General features: G+C 49.3%; 23 protein-coding genes. 13 read left to right on the top strand and 10 right to left on the bottom strand.

The genetic code is table 11. The features are described from left to right. Nucleotides 1–2: 2 nt before the first annotated feature. A complete protein-coding gene (locus WJT86_RS10485) occupies nucleotides 3–599 on the bottom strand; it encodes an exopolysaccharide biosynthesis protein (protein ID WP_346337510.1) in 597 nt (198 codons plus the stop codon). A 114-nt stretch (nucleotides 600–713) separates the two neighbouring features. Beyond that, a complete protein-coding gene (locus WJT86_RS10480) occupies nucleotides 714–1,238 on the bottom strand; it encodes a flavin reductase family protein (RefSeq protein ID WP_346337509.1) in 525 nt (174 codons plus the stop codon). A gap of 299 nt (nucleotides 1,239–1,537) precedes the next feature. On the opposite strand from WJT86_RS10480, the gene WJT86_RS10475 reads away from it, so the two are divergent. The 6 genes from WJT86_RS10475 to WJT86_RS10450 all read left to right on the top strand — a co-directional run bounded on the left by WJT86_RS10475 (nucleotide 1,538) and on the right by WJT86_RS10450 (nucleotide 7,127). Continuing rightward, the gene (locus WJT86_RS10475; RefSeq protein WP_346337508.1) at nucleotides 1,538–2,461 is read left to right on the top strand and encodes an ABC transporter permease subunit; all 924 of its coding nucleotides are present in this window, start codon (nucleotides 1,538–1,540) and stop codon (nucleotides 2,459–2,461) included. Nucleotides 2,462–2,474: 13 nt separating this feature from the next. After that, nucleotides 2,475–3,902 (top strand): high-affinity branched-chain amino acid ABC transporter permease LivM, encoded by a 1,428-nt coding sequence (livM, locus tag WJT86_RS10470; protein WP_346337507.1) that lies wholly within the window; start codon nucleotides 2,475–2,477, stop codon nucleotides 3,900–3,902. After that, a complete protein-coding gene (locus tag WJT86_RS10465; RefSeq protein ID WP_346337506.1) occupies nucleotides 3,902–4,744 on the top strand; it encodes an ABC transporter ATP-binding protein in 843 nt (280 codons plus the stop codon). Before livM ends, WJT86_RS10465 begins: the two co-directional genes overlap by 1 nt. Further along, nucleotides 4,741–5,505, top strand: coding sequence for an ABC transporter ATP-binding protein (locus tag WJT86_RS10460; RefSeq protein WP_346337505.1), 765 nt, complete (start codon nucleotides 4,741–4,743; stop codon nucleotides 5,503–5,505). Before WJT86_RS10465 ends, WJT86_RS10460 begins: the two co-directional genes overlap by 4 nt. Next, nucleotides 5,505–5,861 carry a DUF6867 family protein gene (locus tag WJT86_RS10455; protein ID WP_346337504.1) on the top strand — a complete coding sequence of 119 codons (357 nt, stop codon included), beginning with the start codon at nucleotides 5,505–5,507 and terminating at the stop codon, nucleotides 5,859–5,861. The genes WJT86_RS10460 and WJT86_RS10455 overlap by 1 nt, the downstream gene beginning before the upstream one ends. 129 nt (nucleotides 5,862–5,990) lie before the next feature. Next, entirely contained in the window at nucleotides 5,991–7,127 is a 1,137-nt protein-coding gene (locus tag WJT86_RS10450) for a branched-chain amino acid ABC transporter substrate-binding protein (protein ID WP_346337574.1), read from the top strand. Between the two features lie 43 nt (nucleotides 7,128–7,170). Here WJT86_RS10450 and WJT86_RS10445 read toward each other — a convergent pair whose 3' ends face one another. Beyond that, nucleotides 7,171–7,902, bottom strand: a complete 732-nt coding sequence (locus WJT86_RS10445; protein ID WP_346337573.1) for a cytochrome c biogenesis CcdA family protein — start codon at nucleotides 7,900–7,902, stop codon at nucleotides 7,171–7,173. Between the two features lie 111 nt (nucleotides 7,903–8,013). Between WJT86_RS10445 and WJT86_RS10440 the strand changes: the two genes are divergently transcribed. From WJT86_RS10440 to WJT86_RS10420, 5 genes are all read left to right on the top strand, one after another. Further along, a complete protein-coding gene (locus WJT86_RS10440; protein ID WP_346337503.1) occupies nucleotides 8,014–9,018 on the top strand; it encodes a P1 family peptidase in 1,005 nt (334 codons plus the stop codon). Between the two features lie 266 nt (nucleotides 9,019–9,284). After that, nucleotides 9,285–9,962: a ribulose-phosphate 3-epimerase gene (gene rpe, locus WJT86_RS10435; protein ID WP_346337502.1), complete on the top strand. Its 678-nt coding sequence runs from the start codon at nucleotides 9,285–9,287 to the stop codon at nucleotides 9,960–9,962. Nucleotides 9,963–10,003: 41 nt separating this feature from the next. Beyond that, on the top strand, nucleotides 10,004–11,308 hold the full coding sequence (gene purB, locus WJT86_RS10430; RefSeq protein WP_346337501.1) for an adenylosuccinate lyase: 1,305 nt from the start codon (nucleotides 10,004–10,006) through the stop codon (nucleotides 11,306–11,308). An 80-nt stretch (nucleotides 11,309–11,388) separates the two neighbouring features. Beyond that, nucleotides 11,389–11,943 (top strand): RBBP9/YdeN family alpha/beta hydrolase, encoded by a 555-nt coding sequence (locus WJT86_RS10425; protein WP_346337500.1) that lies wholly within the window; start codon nucleotides 11,389–11,391, stop codon nucleotides 11,941–11,943. Between the two features lie 139 nt (nucleotides 11,944–12,082). Beyond that, nucleotides 12,083–12,652, top strand: a complete 570-nt coding sequence (locus WJT86_RS10420; protein ID WP_346337499.1) for a Spy/CpxP family protein refolding chaperone — start codon at nucleotides 12,083–12,085, stop codon at nucleotides 12,650–12,652. Nucleotides 12,653–12,775: 123 nt separating this feature from the next. Here the strand turns inward: WJT86_RS10420 and rpsD are convergent, their stop codons facing one another. The 4 genes from rpsD to WJT86_RS10400 form a co-directional block, all read right to left on the bottom strand. Next, nucleotides 12,776–13,393 carry a 30S ribosomal protein S4 gene (rpsD, locus tag WJT86_RS10415; RefSeq protein WP_346337498.1) on the bottom strand — a complete coding sequence of 206 codons (618 nt, stop codon included), beginning with the start codon at nucleotides 13,391–13,393 and terminating at the stop codon, nucleotides 12,776–12,778. Between the two features lie 205 nt (nucleotides 13,394–13,598). After that, nucleotides 13,599–14,468 (bottom strand): glutamate racemase, encoded by an 870-nt coding sequence (gene murI, locus WJT86_RS10410; RefSeq protein WP_346337497.1) that lies wholly within the window; start codon nucleotides 14,466–14,468, stop codon nucleotides 13,599–13,601. A gap of 104 nt (nucleotides 14,469–14,572) precedes the next feature. After that, nucleotides 14,573–15,763, bottom strand: a complete 1,191-nt coding sequence (locus WJT86_RS10405; protein WP_346337496.1) for a dienelactone hydrolase family protein — start codon at nucleotides 15,761–15,763, stop codon at nucleotides 14,573–14,575. Between the two features lie 69 nt (nucleotides 15,764–15,832). Continuing rightward, nucleotides 15,833–16,606: an RNA methyltransferase gene (locus WJT86_RS10400; RefSeq protein ID WP_346337495.1), complete on the bottom strand. Its 774-nt coding sequence runs from the start codon at nucleotides 16,604–16,606 to the stop codon at nucleotides 15,833–15,835. A 255-nt stretch (nucleotides 16,607–16,861) separates the two neighbouring features. On the opposite strand from WJT86_RS10400, the gene WJT86_RS10395 reads away from it, so the two are divergent. Together WJT86_RS10395 and WJT86_RS10390 are read left to right on the top strand one after the other, a co-directional pair. After that, nucleotides 16,862–18,076: an NADP-dependent isocitrate dehydrogenase gene (locus WJT86_RS10395; protein WP_346337494.1), complete on the top strand. Its 1,215-nt coding sequence runs from the start codon at nucleotides 16,862–16,864 to the stop codon at nucleotides 18,074–18,076. Nucleotides 18,077–18,463: 387 nt separating this feature from the next. Continuing rightward, nucleotides 18,464–18,934, top strand: coding sequence for a hypothetical protein (locus tag WJT86_RS10390; RefSeq protein ID WP_346337493.1), 471 nt, complete (start codon nucleotides 18,464–18,466; stop codon nucleotides 18,932–18,934). A gap of 124 nt (nucleotides 18,935–19,058) precedes the next feature. Here WJT86_RS10390 and WJT86_RS10385 read toward each other — a convergent pair whose 3' ends face one another. The 3 genes from WJT86_RS10385 to alaS form a co-directional block, all read right to left on the bottom strand. Continuing rightward, a complete protein-coding gene (locus WJT86_RS10385; RefSeq protein ID WP_346337492.1) occupies nucleotides 19,059–19,640 on the bottom strand; it encodes a methylated-DNA--[protein]-cysteine S-methyltransferase in 582 nt (193 codons plus the stop codon). Nucleotides 19,641–19,714: 74 nt separating this feature from the next. After that, the gene (locus WJT86_RS10380; protein ID WP_346337491.1) at nucleotides 19,715–21,046 is read right to left on the bottom strand and encodes an NAD(P)/FAD-dependent oxidoreductase; all 1,332 of its coding nucleotides are present in this window, start codon (nucleotides 21,044–21,046) and stop codon (nucleotides 19,715–19,717) included. A 222-nt stretch (nucleotides 21,047–21,268) separates the two neighbouring features. Further along, the gene (gene alaS / locus WJT86_RS10375) at nucleotides 21,269–23,917 is read right to left on the bottom strand and encodes an alanine--tRNA ligase (RefSeq protein ID WP_346337490.1); all 2,649 of its coding nucleotides are present in this window, start codon (nucleotides 23,915–23,917) and stop codon (nucleotides 21,269–21,271) included. Nucleotides 23,918–24,120 lie beyond the last annotated feature (203 nt).

Genomic DNA, 24,120 nt, shown 5'->3' with positions numbered 1-24,120 from the left:
CCTCAGAAAATCGCACTAAATCCGGCAACAAGTGCGTATATAAAGCCATAGCTCAGGGATGCGCCAAAACCACCCAGCGCCAAACCGACACAGGAAATCAGACCATCGCGCTCAACAATCCCGAGGCCAATCAGACAAATGGCAAAACCAAGAGGTATCTGTCCAATAAAGGGGGGAGAAAAAACAAGAGCGATTGCGAGGCAGAGCAAGAGAACACCGATCATGCGATAAGCAACCGGCTCAATGAAAAATTTCAGACGAGGACGGGAATACTTTTCAAGTTTCCTGAAAATCGGAATAGCCCGGGCTGCAACACGGGCTACATCGCGACGATTAACTTCTCTGCTTAAAATAGCCCTTGGAAACCAAGGCGTTTGCCAACCTAATATCAACTGTACAGCAATAAAGGCCAGTAAAAACCCACAGATTAGAGGAATGGGCGGTGGCATCGGTAAGCAGCTTGGAATAGCGAATACGACGATCAATAACGCATAGGCACGATCACCCAGAGCCGCAATAATGTCTCTGACAGTCAGGCTGTCTTCGCTATCAACGGCTAGTTCTGCAATAACTTCAGAAGTATGGGCAACAGACGTCAAGTCGATGGTATCCAGAAAAAGAGTATTTTTATCTATCGTTTAAATTAGTGTTCGCCAAGCAGAAACCAACCTCTCATAATACAAAGGACAAATTATGGCGCCTTCCACCCATATTTACAGTTCAATCTTCCGGTAATCCCGATCAAAGTACATAAGCGGTTCTGCTTTTTGTCCCAGATGAACGGCAACAACCTCCCCCAGAAGCACACGATGGGATGCAACAATATTCTGTCCGGTAACCCGGCATTCAAATGTTGCAATTGCTGTCTTTAATACAGGCACTCCTGTTGCACCAATCTGCCATTCACCAACATCAAAACGCTTATCGCGTGGTACATCGGTATAGCCACCGAAAACTTCTGCAACATATTGATCGTCTGCTGACAGTACATTGACCGCAAACACTTCGTTCTCTTCAATAGTATGTCCCGAGCGGCTGAGGGAGTTGATACAGACAATAAGCGTAGCCGGTTGATCGGTAACGGATGTGACGGCTGTTGCAGCTAAACCTGCCTGCCCTGCCTTACCCTGTGTCGTAACAATACTGACAGCGGCACCAAGCCTGCTCATCCCTTCACGATATTGTTTAGGGTCGACAGCCGAGAGGGCGCTCTCTGAAATTTCCGCCTTTAGAGACATAATTTAACGTAACTTCCCAGTTTTATTTATGCTCAAATATGTAGCACTGAAGTCTATATAGTGCATAAACCACAGGCTGTCTCTGTGCGGTATTGAACAATACAAAAGCACGATGAAATCAAAATAGGCATAAACGATAAAATCCTTTTATACAAACGGCTTAGAGCCATCTGGCTATTGTACGAATTGCCTAGTCTCTCAGATTTGCCGCGTCAGAATGCTGTCCTAGCTCTTCAAGACAGGATCACTGGTGATGAACCAGCGATGTCATCAAAGGCGCAATGCCTTGAGGAGGGATTTTGGAGATATTCGCCCAACAGCTCATTAATGGACTGACCCTCGGCTCTATCTATGGCTTGATTGCCATCGGTTACTCCATGGTTTTCGGTATTATCGGAATGGTCAACTTTGCCCATGGCGACGTTTTCATGCTTTCAGCGTTCATCGCACTTATTCTGTTTCTTGCAGTGACAACATTCCTTGGTATCTCATCAATTGCACTCGCCCTGATGATTGTTCTGATTGGGGCGGTCCTCCTGACAGCCTTATGGGGATGGGCCATCGAGAGAACGGCCTATAAGCCACTCAGGGGTTCTTTCCGCCTTGCACCACTGATCTCAGCAATCGGTGTCTCAATTTTCCTGTCAAATTTTGTTCGCGTCGCTCAGGACCCAAGCGGCAAGAACCTGTCTGACAATATCCAGATTCACGGCGTTCATGTTCTTTTTGAAAGTAATGGTTTTCCTGTAACCATCGCCAACAAACAGATACTGATCTGGGCAACAACTCTCATTGTTCTGCTTGTTTTCCGCTACATCGTTCAGAAAACGCCTTTAGGACGTGCCCAACGCGCCTGCGAGCAGGACAGACGTATGGCATCACTTCTGGGTATCAATGTTGACCGCACCATCGCCCTGACCTTCGTATTTGGCGCAGGTCTCGCAGCTGTTGCAGGGGTCATGCACCTTCTCTACTACAACAACATCAACTTCGCCGATGGCTTCATCCCCGGCATCAAGGCATTTACTGCCGCTGTTCTGGGCGGCATTGGCTCCCTGCCCGGTGCCGTGCTTGGTGCGATGATCATCGCCTTTGTTGAGGTATTCTGGTCGAACTATGTCGGTGTTGCCTACAAAGATGTAGCGGCATTCTCGATTCTGGCAATCGTATTGATCTTCATGCCGTCCGGTATTCTCGGACGTCCAGAGATTGAGAAGGTCTGAGATGGGAACGCCTATGAATATACATCAGCTCCCACCAACCACAGCAGCCAGCCGAAAACAGATCACGGATCGACTTAAAACCATTGATCTTGAAGGCCTCGCTAAAGATTCAGCCCTGACCGCAATTATTGTTCTGCTCCTGTGTGTCCCGATCATTGGGTTCAAACTGGAGAAGAACCAGTTCAATATTCTTGAGCTGGCATCTCACTGGGGCTGGGTTGTGACCTTTGTTATCGCAACCTTCCTGTTCCGGTTTGTTCGACTTGCCAGCGCAACATATCGAAACAGAACGAAAGAAAGCAGCCCAACAAGCGCAAAACCGCAAATTGAGGAAGAAAGCAGTTTATCTGCAAAGCTACTTCCCCTGACCGGCTACATTCTTGTTGGTATTGCATTCACCTTCCCAATCATTGCAGCTGTCGCAACAGGAGGCCTCGCAGCCTCCAGATCCTGGCTCGATCTGGCAATTCTGGCTCTGACTTACGTCATGTTGGGCTGGGGACTGAATATCGTTGTTGGTCTCGCTGGTCTGCTCGACCTTGGGTATGTCGCGTTTTACGCAGTAGGTGCCTACACCTATGCCCTGCTGGCAACAAATTTTGGTGTCTCATTCTGGATATGTCTGCCGCTTGCTGGCATACTGGCTGCCTTCTGGGGGATTATCCTCGGCTTCCCGATTTTGCGCCTGCGGGGTGACTATCTGGCGATTGTGACGCTTGCTTTCGGTGAAATCACCCGCCTTGTTCTCCTGAACTGGGAAAGTTTCTCCAACGGCGCCAATGGGATCTCCTCAATCCCGAAAGTCACCTTCTTCGGTATTCCTTTCACAAGTGCAGACAACGGATTTGCCGCAACATTTGGCCTGCCTTATGACGCAATGCATCGCTGGATATTTCTGTATTATCTTATTCTTGCACTCGCACTACTGACAAACTTCATCACAATACGCATGCGTCGTCTCCCTATTGGTCGCGCATGGGAAGCTTTGCGTGAAGACGAAACAGCCTGTCGGTCTCTTGGTATCAATACTCGCAATACCAAGCTCACCGCCTTTGCAATCGGCGCAATGTTCGGTGGTATTGCCGGTGCCTTCTTCTCGGCACGTCAGGGCTTCGTTTCCCCTGAAAGTTTCAACTTCATGGAATCGGCAATCATTCTGGCAATTGTCGTGCTTGGAGGTATGGGGTCCCAGGTCGGTGTCGCAATCGCCGCTGTTGTCCTGACCGTTGCGCCTGAACTGTTGCGCAATATGACATTCCTCAAAAATTTCTTCGGCGATTCATTTGACCCGAGTGAATATCGTTTGCTGCTTTTCGGTCTAGCAATGGTCGCCATGATGGTCTGGCGTCCACGCGGGCTCATATCTGTCAGAAACCCAACTGTTTCCATCAATAAAACCAAAGCAATCGGTGCAAACCTCGTCAAGGAAGGACACGGCTAATGCGTTGGCTTTCAGACCCTGTATTGACGGTTGAGCACCTGACCATGCGTTTTGACGGGCTCACGGCAATTAACGACCTATCATTAAATGTTGGCAGAGGAGATATTACGGCAGTCATCGGCCCCAATGGTGCAGGCAAGACAACCGTCTTTAACTGCATCACTGGTTTCTATCGCCCCACAGAAGGCATGTTATCTCTGAAAGACAAAACAGGCAGTACGCACCTGCTTGAAAGATTGCCGGGCCATGACATTACATGGAAAGCAAAAGTCGCCAGAACATTCCAGAATATCCGCCTGTTCTCAGGTATGACGGTTCTCGAAAACCTTCTGGTTGCTCAGCATAATAATCTGATGATTTCATCAGGTTTTTCCATCCTCGGCCTCCTCGGCACACGTGGCTACAGGAATGCCGAGAAACAAGCGATCGACAAGGCCATGCTCTGGCTTGAGCGCACAGGTCTGACATCATGGGCAGATGAGCCCGCTGGCGCCCTCGCTTACGGAGACCAGCGCCGTCTTGAAATCGCCCGGGCCATGTGTACGGAGCCTTCCCTGCTCTGTCTGGATGAGCCTGCAGCCGGTCTCAACCCGAAGGAGAGTTCTCAACTCAATGAGCTTCTCCTCGCTATCTGTAACCATCACAATACATCTGTGCTGCTGATTGAGCACGATATGTCAGTGGTGATGCAGATATCAGATCATATCATCGTTCTGGATTACGGCTCAAAGATTGCTGACGGTACGCCTGAAGAAATCAAGAACGATCCCAAAGTTATCGCAGCCTATCTCGGTGTTGATGATGAAGAACTCGAGAAGTTGGAAACGGAGGCACAAATATGATGCAAGTTTCAGTTCCTGTTCCAGCCCCGTCTTATGATCCGCAACCTTTATTGAGCATTCGAGGCGTTAAAGCCAGTTATGGCCATATCGCAGCCCTGAAAGGTATTAATCTGGATATTTTCGAGGGTGAAATTGTCTCGCTGATCGGCGCCAATGGTGCCGGTAAGTCAACACTCATGATGACAATCTGCGGCTCTCCTCAGGCGAATGCTGGCGAAATACTGTATTGCGGACGTAATATCGAAAAACTCCCAACCCATGAGATTTCACGGCTAGCAATTGCACAATCCCCTGAAGGCCGGCGCATATTTCCCAGAATGACGGTTTATGAAAACCTTCAGATGGGAACTGTCGTTGTTGACCAACAGTATTTTGAGGAAGACGTTGAGCGCGTCTGTACGATCTTCCCCCGCCTGAAAGAGCGTCTCCATCAACGCGGTGGCACACTTTCAGGCGGTGAGCAGCAGATGCTTGCCATTGCCCGTGCACTCATCAGCCGCCCTAAACTCCTGCTACTCGATGAACCCTCCCTTGGGCTCGCTCCATTAGTTGTAAAGCAGATATTCAATACCATCCGCGATCTGAACCGCCGGGATGGTATGACTGTCTTTCTGGTTGAGCAGAATGCCTATCATGCCCTGAAACTCGCCCATCGCGGTTACGTGATGGTCAATGGGCTGATTACCATGAGCGGTACAGGTCAGGAGCTTCTTGAAAACGAGCAGGTCCGTGCGGCTTATCTTGAAGGAGGAGCACATTAATGTCGAACCTGTTTTTTCAGGAGAACTCTGTCTGGCCGTTCATTCTGATATCCGTCATTATTGGCGGCTGGTTTGCATGGATGACGGGGCGAGCCATGGCTCTCACCTGGCGCAGCTATCTGGCAACAATCCCATGCCTGTTCATTACCACCATTGGTGTTCGTTTTCTGCATTTTGCAATATTTCAAGGCACATTCCTGTCACTACACTACTACTTCGTAGATCTGGTGATTGCCATTGTCATCGGCAGTCTGGGTTATCGGTTTACCAGAACACGCATGATGACCCGTCAGTATCGCTGGCTCTATGAGCGAACATCTCCTTTCACATGGCGTGCCAAAAACAGCGCCATATGAAGACTGGTCATTCCAGCGAATGACCACAACCAATCGGTATGCAAAAGCCTGCCGAAAACTCCCGTGAAGAGACGCCATTAAAAACGGAAATCTTCAAAGGACCAAGACACCAAGAGAGGAAACCCCATGATGAAGAGACTGCTGTTATCAAGTGCAATCCCTGCTGTTTTACTTGGCCTGAGCATGGCAACAGCCGCTCATGCGGAGATCAAGCTTGGTCTTGGTGCCCCGATTACTGGCCCCAATGCCGCTGTCGGTGCTCAGCTCAAGAACGGTGCGGAGCAGGCAATTGCAGATATTAATGCTGCTGGCGGCATTCTTGGCGAAAAGGTTGTTCTGGCAACGGGTGATGACGCTTCTGACCCTAAACAAGGCGTATCAGTTGCTAATAAGTTTGCGGGTGACGGCGTTAAAGCTGTTGTCGGTCACTATAACTCCAGCGTCTCCATTCCCGCTTCAGAAGTTTATGAAGAAAGCGGAATTATTCAGATATCACCCGGCTCAACAAACCCGACCCTGACAGATCGCAACATGTGGAATGTTTTCCGGACATGTGGTCGTGATGATCAGCAGGGCGCCGTCGCTGCCGAATATATTGCAAAGCACTACAAAGATAAAAAAGTCGCCGTTATTCACGACAAGACAACCTATGGTAAAGGCCTCGCCGATGTGACCAAGAAGGTTCTGAATGACAAGGGTATCGCCGAAGTCATCTATGAAGGCATCAACACGGGCGAAAAAGACTTCTCAGCTCTTGTTTCGAAGATCAAGCAGGCCAATGTTGATATCGTTTATTTCGGTGGTCTGTTTACAGAAGCCGGACTGCTTGTTCGCCAGATGGGCGATCAGGGCCTTAAAACCAAACTGATGTCTGGTGACGGCATTGTCTCAACCGAGTTTGCAGCTATTGCTGGCCCGGGCGCTGCTGGCACAACCATGACTTTCTCTGCCGATCCAAGAAAAAACCCGGCAGCTAAAGAAGCCGTTGCAGCCTTCAATGCCAAGAATATCGACCCGGAAGCTTACACGCTCTACAGCTATGCTTCTTTCCAGATTCTGAAGGATGCCATGACCGAAGCGAAGACAACAACTGACATGAAAAAAGTTGCGGAAGTGATTCATTCAGGTCGTGTTTTCAAGACAGTCATCGGTGATCTTTCCTACGATAAGAAAGGCGATATCACCCGCCCGGATTACATTGTCTATGAGTGGAAGAAAGCTCCAGACGGGCGCATCGACTACACAGGGAATGAAGTCACAGAGTAAGTCTCAAGGAAAAACCCCGATCAAGAGATCGGGGTTTTTCCATTTAACCGAAGGTTGAAAGAACCGGAAAGGTCTCCAAGAGCCAGTTGGCAAAACTTGCAACCCAGCCAAACAGGAAACCAAAACCTGTCAGAACGAGAAAAACGCCCATAATCTTTTCAATCACACCAAGTGATGAACGCATCCGTTTCAGAAAAACAGCAAAAGGCCCCATCGCAGCCGCTGCCAGAATAAACGGAATACCCAGCCCTGCAGAATAAACAGCAAGCAGAATAGCCCCATGAGCAACATCAGCTTCAGAACCCGCGACAGTCAGAATTGCCGCAAGAATAGGCCCTAAACACGGTGTCCAGCCAAAAGCGAAGGCCAACCCCATCAGGTAAGCGCCCCAAAGACCAGCAGGCTTTTCAACGTCCACGCGAGCTTCACGATAAAGTAGTCCGATTCTGAATATACCGATAAAATGCAAGCCCATAATAATAATGGCAATTGCCGCAACGGTTGTCAGAATATCAAGATAATGCCGAACAACCTGTCCAGCAGCCGACGCTGTCGCACCAAGAATAACAAAAACCGTTGTAAACCCTGCAACAAAAAGCAAAGCTGCCGTTATCGTCCGCATTGTAATGGCAAACTTGTCTTCCTCTGCTCTTGCCTGACCAAGGCTGGTTCCAGCCATATATGACAGATAAGGCGGTACCAGAGGTAAAACGCACGGGCTGAGAAAGCTGATCAGCCCACCAAAAAGGGCTACTGAAAAGGTAATATTCACTATAAGACTTTTCTGGTTAGCAATAACTTGTCGTAAAGCTGGTTAGCACGTTTCCACGCAATTGACAGCACCGAGGTTTTTGCAATCATTTAAGGCAACAAAAGGGAGGCCTTCATGGCAGCATTAAAAAACCTTATCACCGATGTTGAAGGCCTGTCAGTTGGTAATGCACATGATGTGCATGTCGCATCAGGGGTTACAGCGATCCTGTTTGATAAGCCGACCGTTGCCTCCAGTGCCGTTCTTGGTGGCGCTGCCGCCACCCGTGATCGTGATTGCCTTGAACCTGATGCCAGCGTTCCCGGAGTGAATGCCATTGTATTTTCAGGGGGGTCAGGTTTCGGGCTTGATGCCGCCTCCGGTGTACAGGCTTATCTGCGGGAACAGAATATCGGCTTTGCAGTTGGCGGTATGATTGTTCCGATTGTGCCACAAGCCATTCTTTTTGACCTGCTGAATGGTGGTAATAAAGATTGGGGACGCTACCCGCCTTACCGTGAACTTGGCTTTGCGGCTGCCGAGAAAAGCGCCCCGGATTTCACTCTGGGAAATCAGGGTGCAGGGTATGGTGCAACAACAGCCAACCTTAAGGGTGGCTTAGGCTCAGCAAGTGCACAAACATCTTCAGGCCTGACAGTTGGCGCATTAGTTGCCGTCAATGCATTAGGATCAACGACAATCGGTGACAGCCAGCATTTCTGGGCTGCTCCGCTTGAGCAGAATGGTGAATTTGGTGGACTTGGTTTTCCATCACCCTTGCCCGCTAATGCGCAATCCCTGATCTGGAAAGGTCACCTGCAACCGGCAACAACAATTGCCCTTGTCGCAACCGATGCCATTTTGACGAAAGCTCAGGCAAAGCGCCTGGCGATTGCAGCCCATGATGGATTAGCTCGCGCCTTACGGTTAGCACACGCCCCTATGGATGGTGATACCGTTTTCAGTGCCGCAACGGCCAAGAAACCATTACGTAACGAAGTTGATGATATGGTTGAGTTATGTGCATTAGGAGCGGATTGCCTGAGCCGTGCAATTGCACGAGGGGTTTTCGAAGCTGAGACCTTACCATTTCCGGATGCAGCGAAAAGTTGGCGCGACACATTCAAAACCAAAAATTAACTATAAAATTCAGACAACTATCACGAAATTCTGAATCACTTTCACAAGCACAAAACCCACTTGAATCACCTTACCAAGACATTCCACCAAACCTCTGAAAAGACTCACCAAAACCACATAAACAGCATTTCACCAGAAACTGATTCAATACTTTCGACAAGTTAGGCAAAGGATTCAAAGGATTCATCTTTTCAAATTCCAGCTAAACAGCCTATAAGGACGCATACGCTTCTGTACTGGAATTTCCTCTTATCCGGATGCATCCCATGAAACACTCCATACGTATCGCCCCTTCCATTCTGTCATCCGACTTTGCCAGACTTGGGGAAGAGATACGTGCCATTGATGCAGCAGGTGCGGACTGGATGCATATTGATGTCATGGATGGACACTTTGTTCCCAACATCACGATTGGGCCGCTGATTGTGCAGGCAATTCGCAGCTATTCAAACAAAGTCTTTGATACGCACCTGATGATCTCTCCGGCTGATCCGTACCTTGAGGCTTTTGCCAAGGCCGGCTCAGATATCATTTCGGTACACGCAGAAGCCGGCCCCCACCTGCACCGCTCATTGCAGACTATCCGCAATCTCGGCAAAAAGGCCGGTGTTGTTATCAATCCCGGTACACCTGCTGCCATGATCGGCCCTGTTATTGATGGCGTTGACCTCGTACTCTGCATGAGCGTGAACCCCGGATTTGGTGGGCAGGCCTTCATTCCTTCCGCCTGCGATACAATCCGTCAGGTTCGCCAGATTGTTGGTGATCGCCAGATTGATATTGAGGTTGATGGTGGCGTTACACCTGAAACGGCTCCATTGGTTGCTGCTGCTGGCGCCAATGTTTTAGTTGCCGGAACAGCTGCCTTTAAAGGCGGCCCCAGTAAATATGCAGAGAATATCGCTGCTATTCGGCAAGCAGCCGAAGCCGCCTATAAAAGCTGAACCACCTTTCCCTTTTCAACCCTTAGATTGAGGAAATAAGCATGATCCCCCGTTACAGCCGTCCGGATATGGTATCCATCTGGTCACCGGAAACCAAGTTCCGCATCTGGTTTGAAATTGAGGCCCATGCAACGACTGCCCTTGCAGATCTTGGTGTTGTGCCCAAAGAGGCAGCTCAAAAGGTTTGGGACGAAGGCTCAAAAGCCGTCTTTGATATTGAACGCATCGATGAGATTGAACGTGAAGTCAAACATGATGTTATCGCGTTTCTCACCCATCTTTCAGAAATCGTTGGCCCGGAAGCACGTTTCGTCCATCAAGGCATGACATCCTCCGACGTTCTGGATACCTGCCTTAGTATCCAGATGGCTCGCGCTGCTGATCTTCTGCTGAAAGATCTGGATGGCCTTCTGGCAGCCATCAAGCGTCGTGCCTATGAACACAAGACAACCCCAACCATCGGCCGTTCTCATGGCATCCATGCAGAGCCTACAACATTTGGCATCAAGCTTGCTCAAGCCTACGCCGAGTTTGACCGCTGCAAGCAGCGCCTTGAAGCTGCACGTAAAGAAATTGCAACATGCGCGATCTCCGGTGCTGTCGGCACATTTGCCAATATTGACCCTGCCGTTGAAGAATACGTTGCCAAACAAATGGGACTGACACCGGAACCTGTATCCACACAGGTTATTCCACGTGATCGCCATGCCATGTTCTTCGCGACACTCGGTGTCATTGCATCTTCAGTTGAGCGTCTGGCCACTGAGATTCGCCACCTGCAGCGCACTGAGGTTCTGGAAGCTGAGGAATATTTCTCTGCTGGCCAGAAAGGCTCTTCAGCCATGCCTCATAAGCGTAACCCGGTTCTGACAGAAAACCTGACAGGGCTTGCACGCCTTGTTCGTGGTTATGTCACCCCTGCCCTTGAGAACGTTGCTCTATGGCATGAACGCGATATCTCTCACTCTTCTGTAGAACGTATGATTGGCCCTGATGCGACAATCGTTCTGGATTTTGCGCTGGCACGTCTGACAAGTGTTGTCGACAAACTGCTGGTCTATCCGGAAAACATGCAGAAGAACCTTGATCTGCTCGGTGGTCTTGTACACTCCCAGCGCGTTCTTCTCGCCTTGACCCAGAAAGGCGTCTCTCGCGAAGATTCCTATCGCCTGGTACAGCGTAACGCGATGCCGGTATGGCGCGGCGAAGGTGATTTCCTTACCCTTCTCAAGGAAGACCCGGATGTCAGTAAAGCCCTGACAGCTGAGGAAATCGAAGCCTGCTTCAATCTTGACTATCACTTCAAGCATGTCGATACGATCTTCAAACGGGTTTTCGGCGAATAACTGAATTAAAAGCGGGGCATGACCCCGCTTTTTTCTTAAGCCCCCTCGACGAAACGCGATCAAGATATTATCTCTGTCTTATGCGTACTTCAGAAGCTGACATTTTTATCCTGCCCGGCTACACAAACTCGGGCGAAGACCACTGGCAAACGCGCTGGGAGAGAAAGCTCGCCACTGCACAACGCGTTGTGCAGGATGACTGGCACGCCCCAAAGCGTGAAGACTGGACAAAGCGTATCGTTCATCAGGTCTCACAAGCCCAACGTCCGGCAATTCTGGTTGCGCATAGCCTCGGAGTACTTGCAGCACTCCATGCCGCCCACGACATCCCTAAAGGCCTCGTAAAGGGTGCTTTTCTTGTCGCCCCACCAGATTTGCATCTGGAAGGTGCACCGGAATCTATTGATAAAGACTTCGCTCACTCATTCAGCGAACGGCCATTCCCCTTCCCATCTGTTCTGGTAGCCAGTCAGAATGATCCTTACTGCTCTTTTGAACAGGCTCAGAAGCTGGCAGAGAAATGGGGCTCAACACTCGCGGATGCTGGTCATGTCGGTCATATTAATACCGAAAGTGGACACGGGCCATGGCCTGAAGGCCTCATGAGATTTGCAGGCTTTCTGCAAGGTCTCTGACCGACTTATTCAAACATGACAAAAATTTCATCTACTCTTCATCAAGGAGAGAGATTGCCTACGTCATTATAGCGCCATGTTCTTGAAACACTATTCTCCTGAAAGTGAATAGAAGTCGTTTTAGCAAAGGAGCTATTAAATGAAAAAGTTCGCTACTCTCACAGCCGCTGCCGCACTTCTTGCGATGTCTGGCACTGTTGCTTACGCCCAGACTGAAGATGCCACAGACAAGGGCCCATCCGTTCAGACAGAACGCATGAGCAAGAAAATTGACTGGAAAGCAAAGCGCGCTGACATGCAGGCTTATGCAGAGGCTCGTCTAGCCGGTGTTCCAGCCGGCCTTAAGCTGACAGCTGACCAGCAGAAGCTTTGGGCTCCGGTTGAAACAGCCCTTAAAGACAATATGAAAGCCCGCAGCGATTTCATGGATAAAATGCGTGAAGCACGTAAAGACTCCAAAGAACGCCCTGATTTCATGCAACGCCTTGAAACACGTGCAGATATGAGCCAGCAGATGGCTGAAGGCAGCAAGAAACTGCTCGATGCGATGAAGCCTCTATGGGCAAGCCTTGATGATGGCCAGAAGAAGCTTTTACCTCAGCTTCTGCGTCCATTCGAAATGCAGCACGGCCCTAGAAAGCCTGGCATGCATAAACAGGGTGGCCCACGTCACGAAGGTCATAGAGCTGGCCCACATCGCGCACTCTAAGACATAATTTAATACCCCCTGTCTGATCTTGCTTCAGCCCCCCCCTCGCAAGATCAGACAAACAAAGAAAAACCCCTGCAACTGAGCTGCAGGGGTTTTTCTTTTTGAGATGTATTCAGGCGATTAGCGTGAATAGAACTCGACAACCAGATTTGGTTCCATCTGAACCGGATAAGGAACCTCAGAAAGGCTCGGTACGCGGTTGTACTTAGCTGTCATCTTGCCGTGATCGACTTCGATGTAATCTGGAACATCACGTTCAGCAGACTGAGAAGCAACCAGAACCATCTCGATCTGACGGGAAGATTCCTTAACTTCGATCACATCACCAATCTTAACCTGGTAGCTAGCGATGTTAACGCGGCGACCATTGACCTTAATGTGGCCGTGGTTGATGAACTGGCGAGCAGCAAACGGTGTTGGAACGAACTTGGCGCGGTAGATAACCGCATCGAGACGACGCTCGAGCAAGCCAATCATGTTTTCACCGGAGTCGCCCTTCAGGCGGACAGCTTCCGTGTAAATACGACGGAACTGCTTCTCGGTAATATTTGCATAGTAGCCCTTCAGCTTCTGCTTAGCGCGGAGCTGTGTACCGTAGTCGGAGAGCTTGCCTTTACGGCGCTGACCGTGCTGGCCTGGACCATATTCACGGCGATTAACAGGGCTCTTTGGGCGGCCCCAGATGTTCTGGCCCATACGACGGTCAAGTTTATACTTGGCCTGAATGCGTTTTGACATCGCGATTCCTCTTGAGTTTAGAATAGGTGCTTTTGAGGAACGCGCCCTCCTCCTTTTTCTTTTCAGGCAAGCCTTTCAAGAAAACGACAGTTGCCAGCGCAAACTGGAAACACGGGTGCGTATAAAAGCTCACGCGGCCGAAAACGACCGCGAGATTGGGTTTTCCTATAGGGTCAGAATGGAATTGTCAATCTCTGAACGCCTTTTAGGCTATCAGAAGTGGAATAGATTCGACCTCAAGCTTAGGTAAGCCACGCTTCTCAAGGGCACCCTTTAAATCAGCACTCAGGTTTTCACCCGACGTAAAAACAGCAAATGCATCCTCATCAGTTTCATGTCCGGCAAGCGGAGCACCAATCAACTGAACAACCCGTTTTGCAATCGCCGGTGCCGGATCAAGCCATATTACAGGCCATGGCGCAAGCTTTTGAAAGCGCTCAAGCAAAAGCGGATAATGCGTGCAGCCTAATGCAATAATATCTGTTTTACGACCATCTTTATCAACGAAACACGGCATTAACTCTGCCAGAAGCATTTCATCAGGGACAGGAGCGCCACGCAATTCTGCTTCAGCCATTCCAGCCAGATTTGGAGAACCTATAAGTTCAACATCGCAGCCGGAGGCAAAAGTATTGATCAGTTCATGAGTGTAATCACGCGCAACAGTTCCCGGTGTTGCCAAAACACTGATCCGTCGGCTCTTGGTCATCAAGGCCGCAGGCTTAATAGCAGGCACAGTACCGACAAATGGTATTGGGAAACGACAACGTAAATGCGGCATTACCAGCGTAGAGGCCGTATTGCAGGCAATGATCACGATATCAGGCGAATGCAGCTCAATCAGCCTCTCCATGACGCTCAGCAAACGGGCTACAAGATCTCTCTCACTTAACCGGCCATAAGGAAAGCCAGCATCATCGGCTGCATAGATAAAACGTGCGTCTGGGCGTGCTTTAAACACTTCGGCAAAAACAGTAAGTCCCCCTAATCCGGAGTCAAATACTAGAATTGTCGGAACCTGACGTGGCATTGGTACAGCGGCCTCTGCCGCTCCTGCTAATAAATCGTAACGCATGTTTATTGCTTCATATACTCAATAAAGCAATCATACGCAGAACAAGTTAAAGATTTTGGAATCTATCAACCCCAAAAACCGGCTTATAAAATAATTTTTACAATTTAGAAACGACGCCGTTTTGTTGCTGCAGTTGTATCTGCTTCTTCGCGACCATCCTTAGGGCTGTCAGCACTTAAACGACGTACAGGCCAGCCATCACTCCATATTCCCATGTCCAGAAAAGCAGGATTGGCTTTAAGCGTAACTGCCTCTTTCCCGGCAAAGGCAGCATCCGTTACGAGATCAAGCGTTTTCCAGAAGGCCCGGTAATCCAGATTATCCGTTCCATTATTACCTAACATCATCGTCAGGGTAGATTGAGGCCCTGTTAAAGCCATATCGGAAGTCCATTTCACACGTGGATCTTTCTGAGCAGCCTTCTTGCCCTTCCCTTTGCCCTTAACAGGTGCCAGTGTTTCTTCAACAGCAGCAGATGGTGGCAGAGGAATTTTATCAGCCGCATACTCCTCATTTACCGCACCCGGAGCAACCAGTGTGGCAGAAAGCGGCGGATAACCATGTCTATCTGATACCACACGCATAAACAGTTTCTGTGCAGCAGGAACACCCGTACTCTCTGCCATGATACGTTTGACGAGACGATCAGCCGGAACGTGATCCTGATCACCATTCATGGTTATCAACATCGTGGAGGTTGGAATATTCGAAAGATCGGGCATAGGAATGCCCTTACTGTCACCTTCTTTAGCCACCCCACCGGGCATCAGACTCATAACGAGTTTTGGCTCTGGTAAATCATAGCCTTTCGCACCAGCGGCAAGATCCAGAGCAACGATTGAGCCCGCAAGATAACCAACAAAAGCAATTTTATCCTTATCCGGGCGAACCTGATCATCCTCGGATAAAGCCTTCAATGCACTGCTTACCATACGGGAGGCAATTGTTGTTGCATCCATTGGCCGGGTTTTATTCACTTCCTGAAACTTCGGAAAAAGAACCAAGTTTCCTTTACGTGCAAGATGCTCAATCCAGTTACCGAAATACCGCGGATTATTACCACCCCATGAGTGGAAGAAAACAATAACGGGCCGTGGCTCTGTTCCACCTTCTTTTGCATAAAATACAAAGATAGGTTCTTCGGCACTACCAACAGAACGCTTGATAACTTCTGAACCAGTATAATCCATTCCACCGGCTCCCTGCTCTGCCTGTGTTGGCGGAACAGCAGCATGCGCATATGAGGCTGTGGCTAGAATTGCAAAAGTCAGAGCTACAAGCGTTTTTGCGTGCATAACGGCCTCTTCAAGAAGGAGAATGACTACCACTGGCAACACTATGCACCAGAGTATCCTTGCATATCGTTAATTTATTTGAGATTTACGAGATCTTCTTGTTTCAACCAGAACACGCACGGCGCCCCTGAGCGTTCGAACATCCTGTTCAGTCATCTCAAGCCTATAAAATATGTCACGCATGTTACGTGTCATCGTTGGTTTCTTGTCTGGCGGATAAAAATTTGCAGCTTCCAGCTCACTCTCAAGATATTCAAAGAAAGAAAGCACCATTTCTTTATTAGCCGGAGGCGTCTGTGGCTCACCATCAAAAGGTAAGGCTTCTTTCGTTACATTCTTATACCATTCATAACCTACAAGCAGGACGGCCTGAGCAAGGTTCAGTGAAGAAAAATCCGGATCAACCGGAAAAGTTATAATCGCATCAGCCAGTGCAACCTCATCATTTTCCAGACCGGTGCGCTCACGCCCAAACATAATACCAACACGCTGGCCTGCCGTATTGCGCTCTATGGTCTTTAATGCGGCCTCAGCCGGCGCATACACCCGCTTCATCTGTCCGCGTTCGCGTGCAGTTGTCGCAAAAACAAACTGCAAATCAGCAACGGCCTCTTCTGCAGTATCATAAAGGGCAGCATCTTTCAGAATATGAGTAGCACCGGAAGCTGCAGAATGAGCCCCTTTCTTGGGCCAGCCACCTCGTGGAGAGACAAGACGGAGCTCCGATAAGCCAAAATTCGCCATCGCACGGGCAACCATACCAATATTCTCGGCCATCTGAGGCCCAACAAGAATAATTACTGGCTTCTGAGAAAGATTTCTGGGCTGGTCTGTATCCGTCATGGCAACCATATCATTATTAAAGTACAAGAATTTTTCGACTTACCTTATCACCAAAGAGGTAACATTAGCTTTTAAGGCTTATAAACCGGCATTTTTAATGCATACATGGTATCTATTAGCTTAAAGTATGCACATACCCCACCAAAGCATATAACAATTTTACTTCCGTAGGCCGTTTTGTCGCGGTATTAGCCAGAGGTATTAGTTTCATAGGCAGGTCTACTGCCAATCTGTTTCTCCAGCCAGAGGTGAGTGATGGCCAAGATTAAAGTTGCCAACCCTGTCGTCGATCTAGACGGCGATGAAATGACCCGTATCATTTGGCAGTACATCAAGGACAAGCTGATCCACCCTTACCTTGATCTCAATATCGAATATTACGATCTGAGCGTCGAGAACCGCGATGCAACCAACGATCAGGTAACGGTTGATGCCGCCAATGCGATTAAAAAGCATGGCGTAGGTATCAAGTGTGCAACCATCACACCTGATGAAGCACGCGTTGAAGAGTTCAAGCTCAAGGAAATGTGGAAGTCCCCGAACGGTACAATCCGCAACATCCTTGGTGGTGTGATTTTCCGTGAGCCAATCATCTGCAAGAACGTTCCACGTCTTGTTCCTGGCTGGACACAGCCAATCGTTGTCGGTCGTCATGCTTTCGGTGACCAGTATCGCGCAACGGATTTCAAGGTTCCGGGCAAAGGCCGTCTGACAATCAAGTTTGAAGGCGAAGACGGTACTGTCATTGAGAAGGAAGTCTTCAAGTTCCCGGATGCTGGCGTGGCTATGGCTATGTACAACCTCGACGATTCTATTCGTGAGTTCGCCCGCGCTTCCATGAACTACGGCCTGATGCGCAAGTATCCTGTCTATCTGTCAACCAAGAACACAATCCTGAAAGCCTATGACGGTCGCTTCAAGGATCTGTTCCAGGAAGTCTTCGACAACGAATTTGCTGCCAAGTTCAAAGAAGCCGGTATCACTTATGAGCACCGTCTGATTGACGACATGGTCGCCTCTGCCCTCAAGTGGTCTGGCGGTTATGTCTGGGCCTGTAAGAACTACGATGGTGACGTGCAGTCCGATATCGTTGCTCAGGGCTTTGGCTCGCTTGGCCTGATGACATCAGTTCTGATGACACCAGACGGAAAGACCGTTGAAGCAGAAGCAGCCCACGGCACAGTGACCCGTCACTACCGTGAGCACCAGAAGGGTCAGGAAACCTCCACAAACTCCATCGCATCAATCTTTGCATGGACACGTGGCCTCGCCCACCGCGCCAAGCTCGACAACAATGCTGAGCTCGCTCGCTTTGCTTCAACCCTTGAGAAGGTCTGTGTCGATACCGTTGAATCCGGTTTCATGACGAAAGATCTGGCCTTGCTGGTTGGTGCAGACCAGAAGTGGCTCTCAACCATTGGCTTCCTCGACAAGATTGACGAGAACCTCAAGAAGGCAATGGCTGCCTGATTATATCAAAAACAAAGAGCCCGGCCTTACCGCCGGGCTCATACTTCTGACAATGCGACAGCACTTTTGATTGCGGCAAAACAGGTTTCACGGAAAAACGATTTTTAACATCTCCGGAAAAGCTGATATCCGCTACGACCCTTCAAATATCTGACAGTTCTTTGTTACAGCCTTATCATTGTATGAGTTTCGGCTGGCATCTGATGCCATATCAATAACTTAAAAAAGAACGGCACAGCTTGCCCAAACGGGTTTCTCCCCTAGTTTGGTAATAGCGGGCATACCTTCCAGACAAAATTCGCCCCCGCAATCTACAACTCTCGGATGAAATCGCGATCCTCAGATAATCTGACTACGATATCCGATAAATGAGAAGGACAATACGAAATGACTTTCCGCATGATGAAATATGGCATGTTAGGTATTGCCAGTCTTGTAGCTGCTGCAACCTATACTCCTCAGGATGCCTTTGCGCGCAGCAAACATACAACACGCGAAAGACCATCCTGTACGGTTTCCATTCACTCGGTAAACGTTGCCTTTATTGGTGGCGGCGGTGGTGGTGAAGGCGTGCTGAATTGTGGCGGCAAAAAACGGGCGTTCACCATCGGTGGCGGCGGCATCGGCTCAATTGGTGCTTCGGAAATGCGTGCTTCCGGCTCGGTCTACAGACTCGACAATCCATCTGACTTCGAAGGCGTCTACGGTCAGGTTCGCGCAGGTGGTGCAGTTGGCCCTAAGGGCGGAGAAGTCCTTATGCTGGAAAATGAACATGGCGTCATCATGCGTCTGAAAGCCAAGTCACGCGGCTTGTCTCTTTCACTTGGCGGCGAAGCAATGATCGTGAAATTCAAATAGTCTGACCTGAAAAAGCCGGGGTTTACACAACTCCGGCTTATATTACCGGAAGCAAGCCAGCTCCTTCCCAAGCTGATAATCGTCAGTTTCAGATCACAACGTAGGTCACATGCAAGGCTGCATCTTAAGATGCCTTCGCATACTTTCTCTCGTGCTCCAGCAGCCAGCGTTTACGATCAAGCCCACCACCATAGTCAACAAGCGAACCATCCTTCGCAACAAGGCGGTGGCAGGGAACAATAATCGCAATACGATTAGCACCATTCGCCGCTGCAACGGCACGAACGGCCGCAGGCTTACCCAAGTTTTCAGCCTGTTCAAGATAGGAAAGCGTCTTGCCATAAGGCACCTTCAACAAGGCTTTCCATGCCAACTGTCGAAATTCTGTCCCGGGCATATGCAATGGCACGTCAAAGCTCTGACGGTTCCCGTCGAGATATTCAGTGATCTCTTTTCGCACCTGCCGAATGTACCTGTTTTCACCAATAATTATTCGGCTTTTAAGTAAGCGCTGCAAGTCAGAAAACTGTTTGAGCAGTATCCGGCGATTCGTAAATTCCAACAGGCAAATGCCCTGCTCTGTTGCGCAGACAATCATCGGGCCGATCAAGGTTTCAAACTTATGGATCAGAATATGTGGCTCAATGGGAGACTCTTCAGTTCGAAACCCGAAATCACTTAACGATTTATCGTTATTATCAAACATCGCTCTCCCGGATTCTCTTCAATTGCATTTCAATTGATAGAAGTGATCTCCTGAGAATACTTCTTGAAGCTAACTCAGAAACCGCATTCAACAACAGTTTTAGTCCCATCTGAAAAACGTGACAGGCGAAAATTGTGAGGATCAACCAATGGTTTCTCCCCTGTTACGAGATTTGCCATGAGACGCCCTGCGGCTGGGCCAATCCCAAAGCCATGGCCAGAGAATCCTGTTGCTACGAAAAGCCCCGGAATCTTCTCTATTGGTGAAATAACCGGAACAGCATCCGGAACTGTATCAATATAACCACCCCAACGTTGTGCAACCTTTGTTTTCCTAAAGACCGGCATTGTGCGGCACGCAGCCTCAAATGCCCGATCTAGAATCTTTCGGGAAGGAACAGGATCAAGACTGCGGTGATACTCGAAAGGACTTTCTTCATTTAAAGCCCATTTGTTCGGTATGCGTGCTTCTTCAAAGAAACGGCTTGAGAAACGCAAGGAGAGAGCACGCCACTCATGCTTTAGGGTTGGAAGATAATCAATAAAATAGCTGAAGGACTTAGGGACAACATCGACAAGATTGGCCTGACCAGAAGCGATCGTATATCCGCCATCTTTGCGTTTACGTGCCGCAAAATCCCATGTCCAGAGCGTTGTATCTGGTCCACCCTCCAGCGGCTCAGTACGTAAAACCGAGTTCAATACCCGCAGTTGAGGTAGACGCACTCCCAAAGAACCAAGAAACAGACTTGACCATGCACCGCCTGCAAGAACAATCGCCTGACAGGCAATCGTTCCGCGCTCTGTTACAACAGCAGATACCTGCCCAGCAGTTGTCTCCAGACCGCGAACAGCACATTCTGTAAGGATATAACAACCCTTGGCACGCGCACCTTCTGCAATCGCGGCAGTGGCCAGCTGAGGCTCTGCACATCCATCATCCGGTGTGTAGTGCCCCCCTTTGACATCAAGGGTATTACCGGGAAACAACTTCTTATATTCCCCTGCAGAAATCATGCGAGAATCAACGTCTAACCCCTTGAGGTTTTCGAGCCATGCTTCGTAACGCGCATATTCAGCATCAGATGTACATGAAAATACAATCCCACAACGGTTATACCCCGTAGCATGACCTGTACGCTTCTCTAGTTCAGGCCATAAACGCAAGGCTTCAGCCATCAGAGGAACCTCGCGTGAATCCCTGCGGCCTATACGCACCCAGCCCCAGTTTTGTCCGGACTGCTCGCGCCCAATATTACCTTTTTCACAAACAGCAACTTTTAATCCGCGTTCAGCCAATTCCAATGCAGTAGAACAACCTATGATCCCTCCCCCGATGACAACCACATCAACTTTCTCGGGTAGAGTTTCATCACCAATAACTGGAACCGAACGTGGAGAAGGCATAATTTTATCCTGAAGTGCTCACTGACAAAAATTTCTTATGTGACGCTTCCTAGCTCAATTCGTTCTTTATATCAAATATATTGTCCATATTATAGAACTCAAATGTTTTAGCGAATTGTCGCAGGTTCTCGTGGCATAACCGGTTCATCTCCCAAATCTTAATAAAAAAGGGCCATATCAAAGGAGATATGGCCCTGTATTGTTTAAATTCTAACAGAGGTCTCAGATAGCTGCCTCAACAGCCTTGAGAGCTTCTTCAGCCTGAGCTCCATCCGGGCCACCAGCCTGTGCCATGTCTTTACGACCTCCGCCACCTTTGCCGCCGAGCTTTTCAGAACCGGCACGAACCAGTGTGACCGCATCAAACTTCTCAGTCAGATCTTCCGTCACACCAACAACCAGGCCGGCCTTGCCATCTTCGGCGACACCGACAATGGCAACGATACCAGAACCAATACGCTTCTTGCCTTCATCGGCAAGGCTCTTGAGATCTTTCATCTCGATACCAGTGACAACTTTAGCCATCAGCTTCACGCCTTTGACATCCTTGAACTCATCGGCATCAGCTCCAGCCCCACCCATAGCGAGCTTACGACGAACATCAGCCAATTCACGCTCAAGCTTGCGCTTCTCTTCAACAAGAGCAGAAACACGCTCAGACGCATCATTGACAGGTGCCTTGAGGATATCTGCAACTTCATGCAGCTTACGTCCCTGCTCTGCAATGTAATGGCGAGCTGCGTTACCTGTCATCGCTTCAATACGACGAACACCAGCTGCAACGGCACCTTCTGAGACAACCGAGATCAGGCCGATATCACCCGTACGAGCCACATGCGTACCACCACAAAGCTCAACAGAGAATGCGCGGTTAGATGAGCCTTGCGGATCAAGCCCCATGGAGACAACACGAACTTCCTCGCCGTACTTCTCACCAAAGAGCGCACGGGCACCGGATTCAATGGCTTCATCGACGGCCATCAGCTTCGTTACAACCGGCTGGTTCTCCAGCAAGATCTTATTGGCAATATCCTCAACCCGTTGCAGCTCTTCTGCAGAAATCGGTGTTGGCTGCGCAAAGTCAAAACGCAGACGCTCTGGAGCAACCAAAGAGCCCTTCTGAGCAACGTGATCACCAAGAACCTGACGAAGGGCCTCATGCAGCAAGTGGGTTGCCGAATGGTTTGCACGGATGGCGGAACGGCGTCCATGATCAACACTAAGCTCCACAGCAGAACCAACCTTCAGCTCACCTTCACGTACAGTGACATGATGAACGAAAAGATCACCCAGCTTCTTCTCAGTTGCTGTTACCTCAACCTTGATACCTTCACCGCTCATGACGCCGGTATCACCAACCTGACCACCGGATTCACCATAAAAAGGTGTCTGATTGAGAATAGCGATACCTGTATCACCTGCTTTGAGCGAAGTGACTTCACTACCATCTTTCAGCAAAGCAGTGATAACGCCTTCAGCCTTTTCAGTATCATAACCAAGGAACTCGGTTGCACCGACCTTTTCTTTCACACCGAACCAGACGGTCTCAGTTGCGGCCTCACCTGAACCGGCCCAAGCAGCACGGGCCATTTCACGCTGACGTTCCATAGCGACATTAAAAGCATCCGTATCAACATCGATGTTACGGGATTTCAACGCATCCTGTGTCAGATCAAGCGGAAAGCCATAGGTATCATAGAGTGTAAAGGCGACCTCACCAGACAGCTTGGCACCGGGAACAAGTGTACGTGTTTCTTCATCAAGAATACCAAGACCACGAACAAGTGTCTTACGGAAGCGTGTCTCTTCGAGCTTCAGTGTTTCTGTAATGAGTGCCTCTGCACGGATAAGCTCAGGATACGCCTGTCCCATTTCACGAACAAGAGCTGGGACGAGACGATACATCAACGGCTCTTTAGCACCAAGAAGCTGCGCATGGCGCATGGCGCGGCGCATAATGCGGCGCAGAACGTAACCGCGGCCTTCATTGGACGGCAGAACGCCGTCAGATACAAGGAAGGAAGATGCACGCAGGTGATCTGCAATCACGCGATGTGACGCCTTCTGTGGGCCATTGGCATCCACATTGGTAAGGCTTTCAACAACACCAATCAAACCACGCATCATATCGGTTTCGTAGTTATCATGTGTACCTTGAAGAACAGCCGAAATACGCTCCAGCCCCATACCCGTATCAATAGATGGACGTGGCAGAGCAATGCGCTCACCCGGCTTCAGCTGCTCGTATTGCATGAACACGAGGTTCCAGATTTCAATGAAGCGATCACCATCTTCATCAGGGGAACCGGGAGGGCCACCGGGAATATGGTCGCCATGATCAAAGAAGATTTCAGAACAAGGACCACACGGACCAGTATCGCCCATCTGCCAGAAATTGTCGGATGTCGAAATACGGATAATCTTGTCATCCGTCAGGCCAGCAATCTTTTTCCATAGGGTCGCTGCTTCTTCGTCTTCAGAGTAAACTGTGACCAGAAGCTTTTCTTTTGGAAGTTCAAACTCTTTGGTCACCAGATTCCAAGCAAGCTCAATGGCACGATCCTTGAAGTAATCTCCGAATGAAAAGTTCCCGAGCATTTCAAAGAAAGTGTGATGGCGGGCTGTATAGCCGACATTATCAAGGTCGTTATGTTTACCGCCGGCACGAACGCACTTCTGAGATGTGACCGCCGTGCTGTAAGGGCGTTTTTCCGCTCCGGTAAATACGTTCTTGAACTGAACCATACCCGCGTTGGTGAACATCAGGGTTGGGTCGTTGCGCGGTACAAGCGGACTTGAAGGAACAACTTCATGCCCGTTCTTGGCAAAGTAATTAAGAAAAGCCGACCGGATTTCGTTTACGCCGCTCATGGAATGCTCGAACTCTCAAAATTGATAAACAACGACCTACGGGCAATTACCCCCTAGGTCTAAAGTGCTTTTAGAGCATGATTAGGAAAAGTGTAAGCGCTTTTCCATAGGATTTATGCCAATCATTAACGGAAATAAGGCTTAATCACCTCTTTCATAACATTTCCGGATATAAAAAAGCGCTCCGTGTCTTGTGGGAGACG

It is taken from the genome of Hohaiivirga grylli (assembly GCF_039655745.1).
GTDB lineage: Bacteria > Pseudomonadota > Alphaproteobacteria > Rhizobiales > Beijerinckiaceae > Hohaiivirga > Hohaiivirga grylli.
Note: the sequence above shows the minus strand (reverse complement) of the source record. Positions and strands in the feature narration are given on the sequence as shown.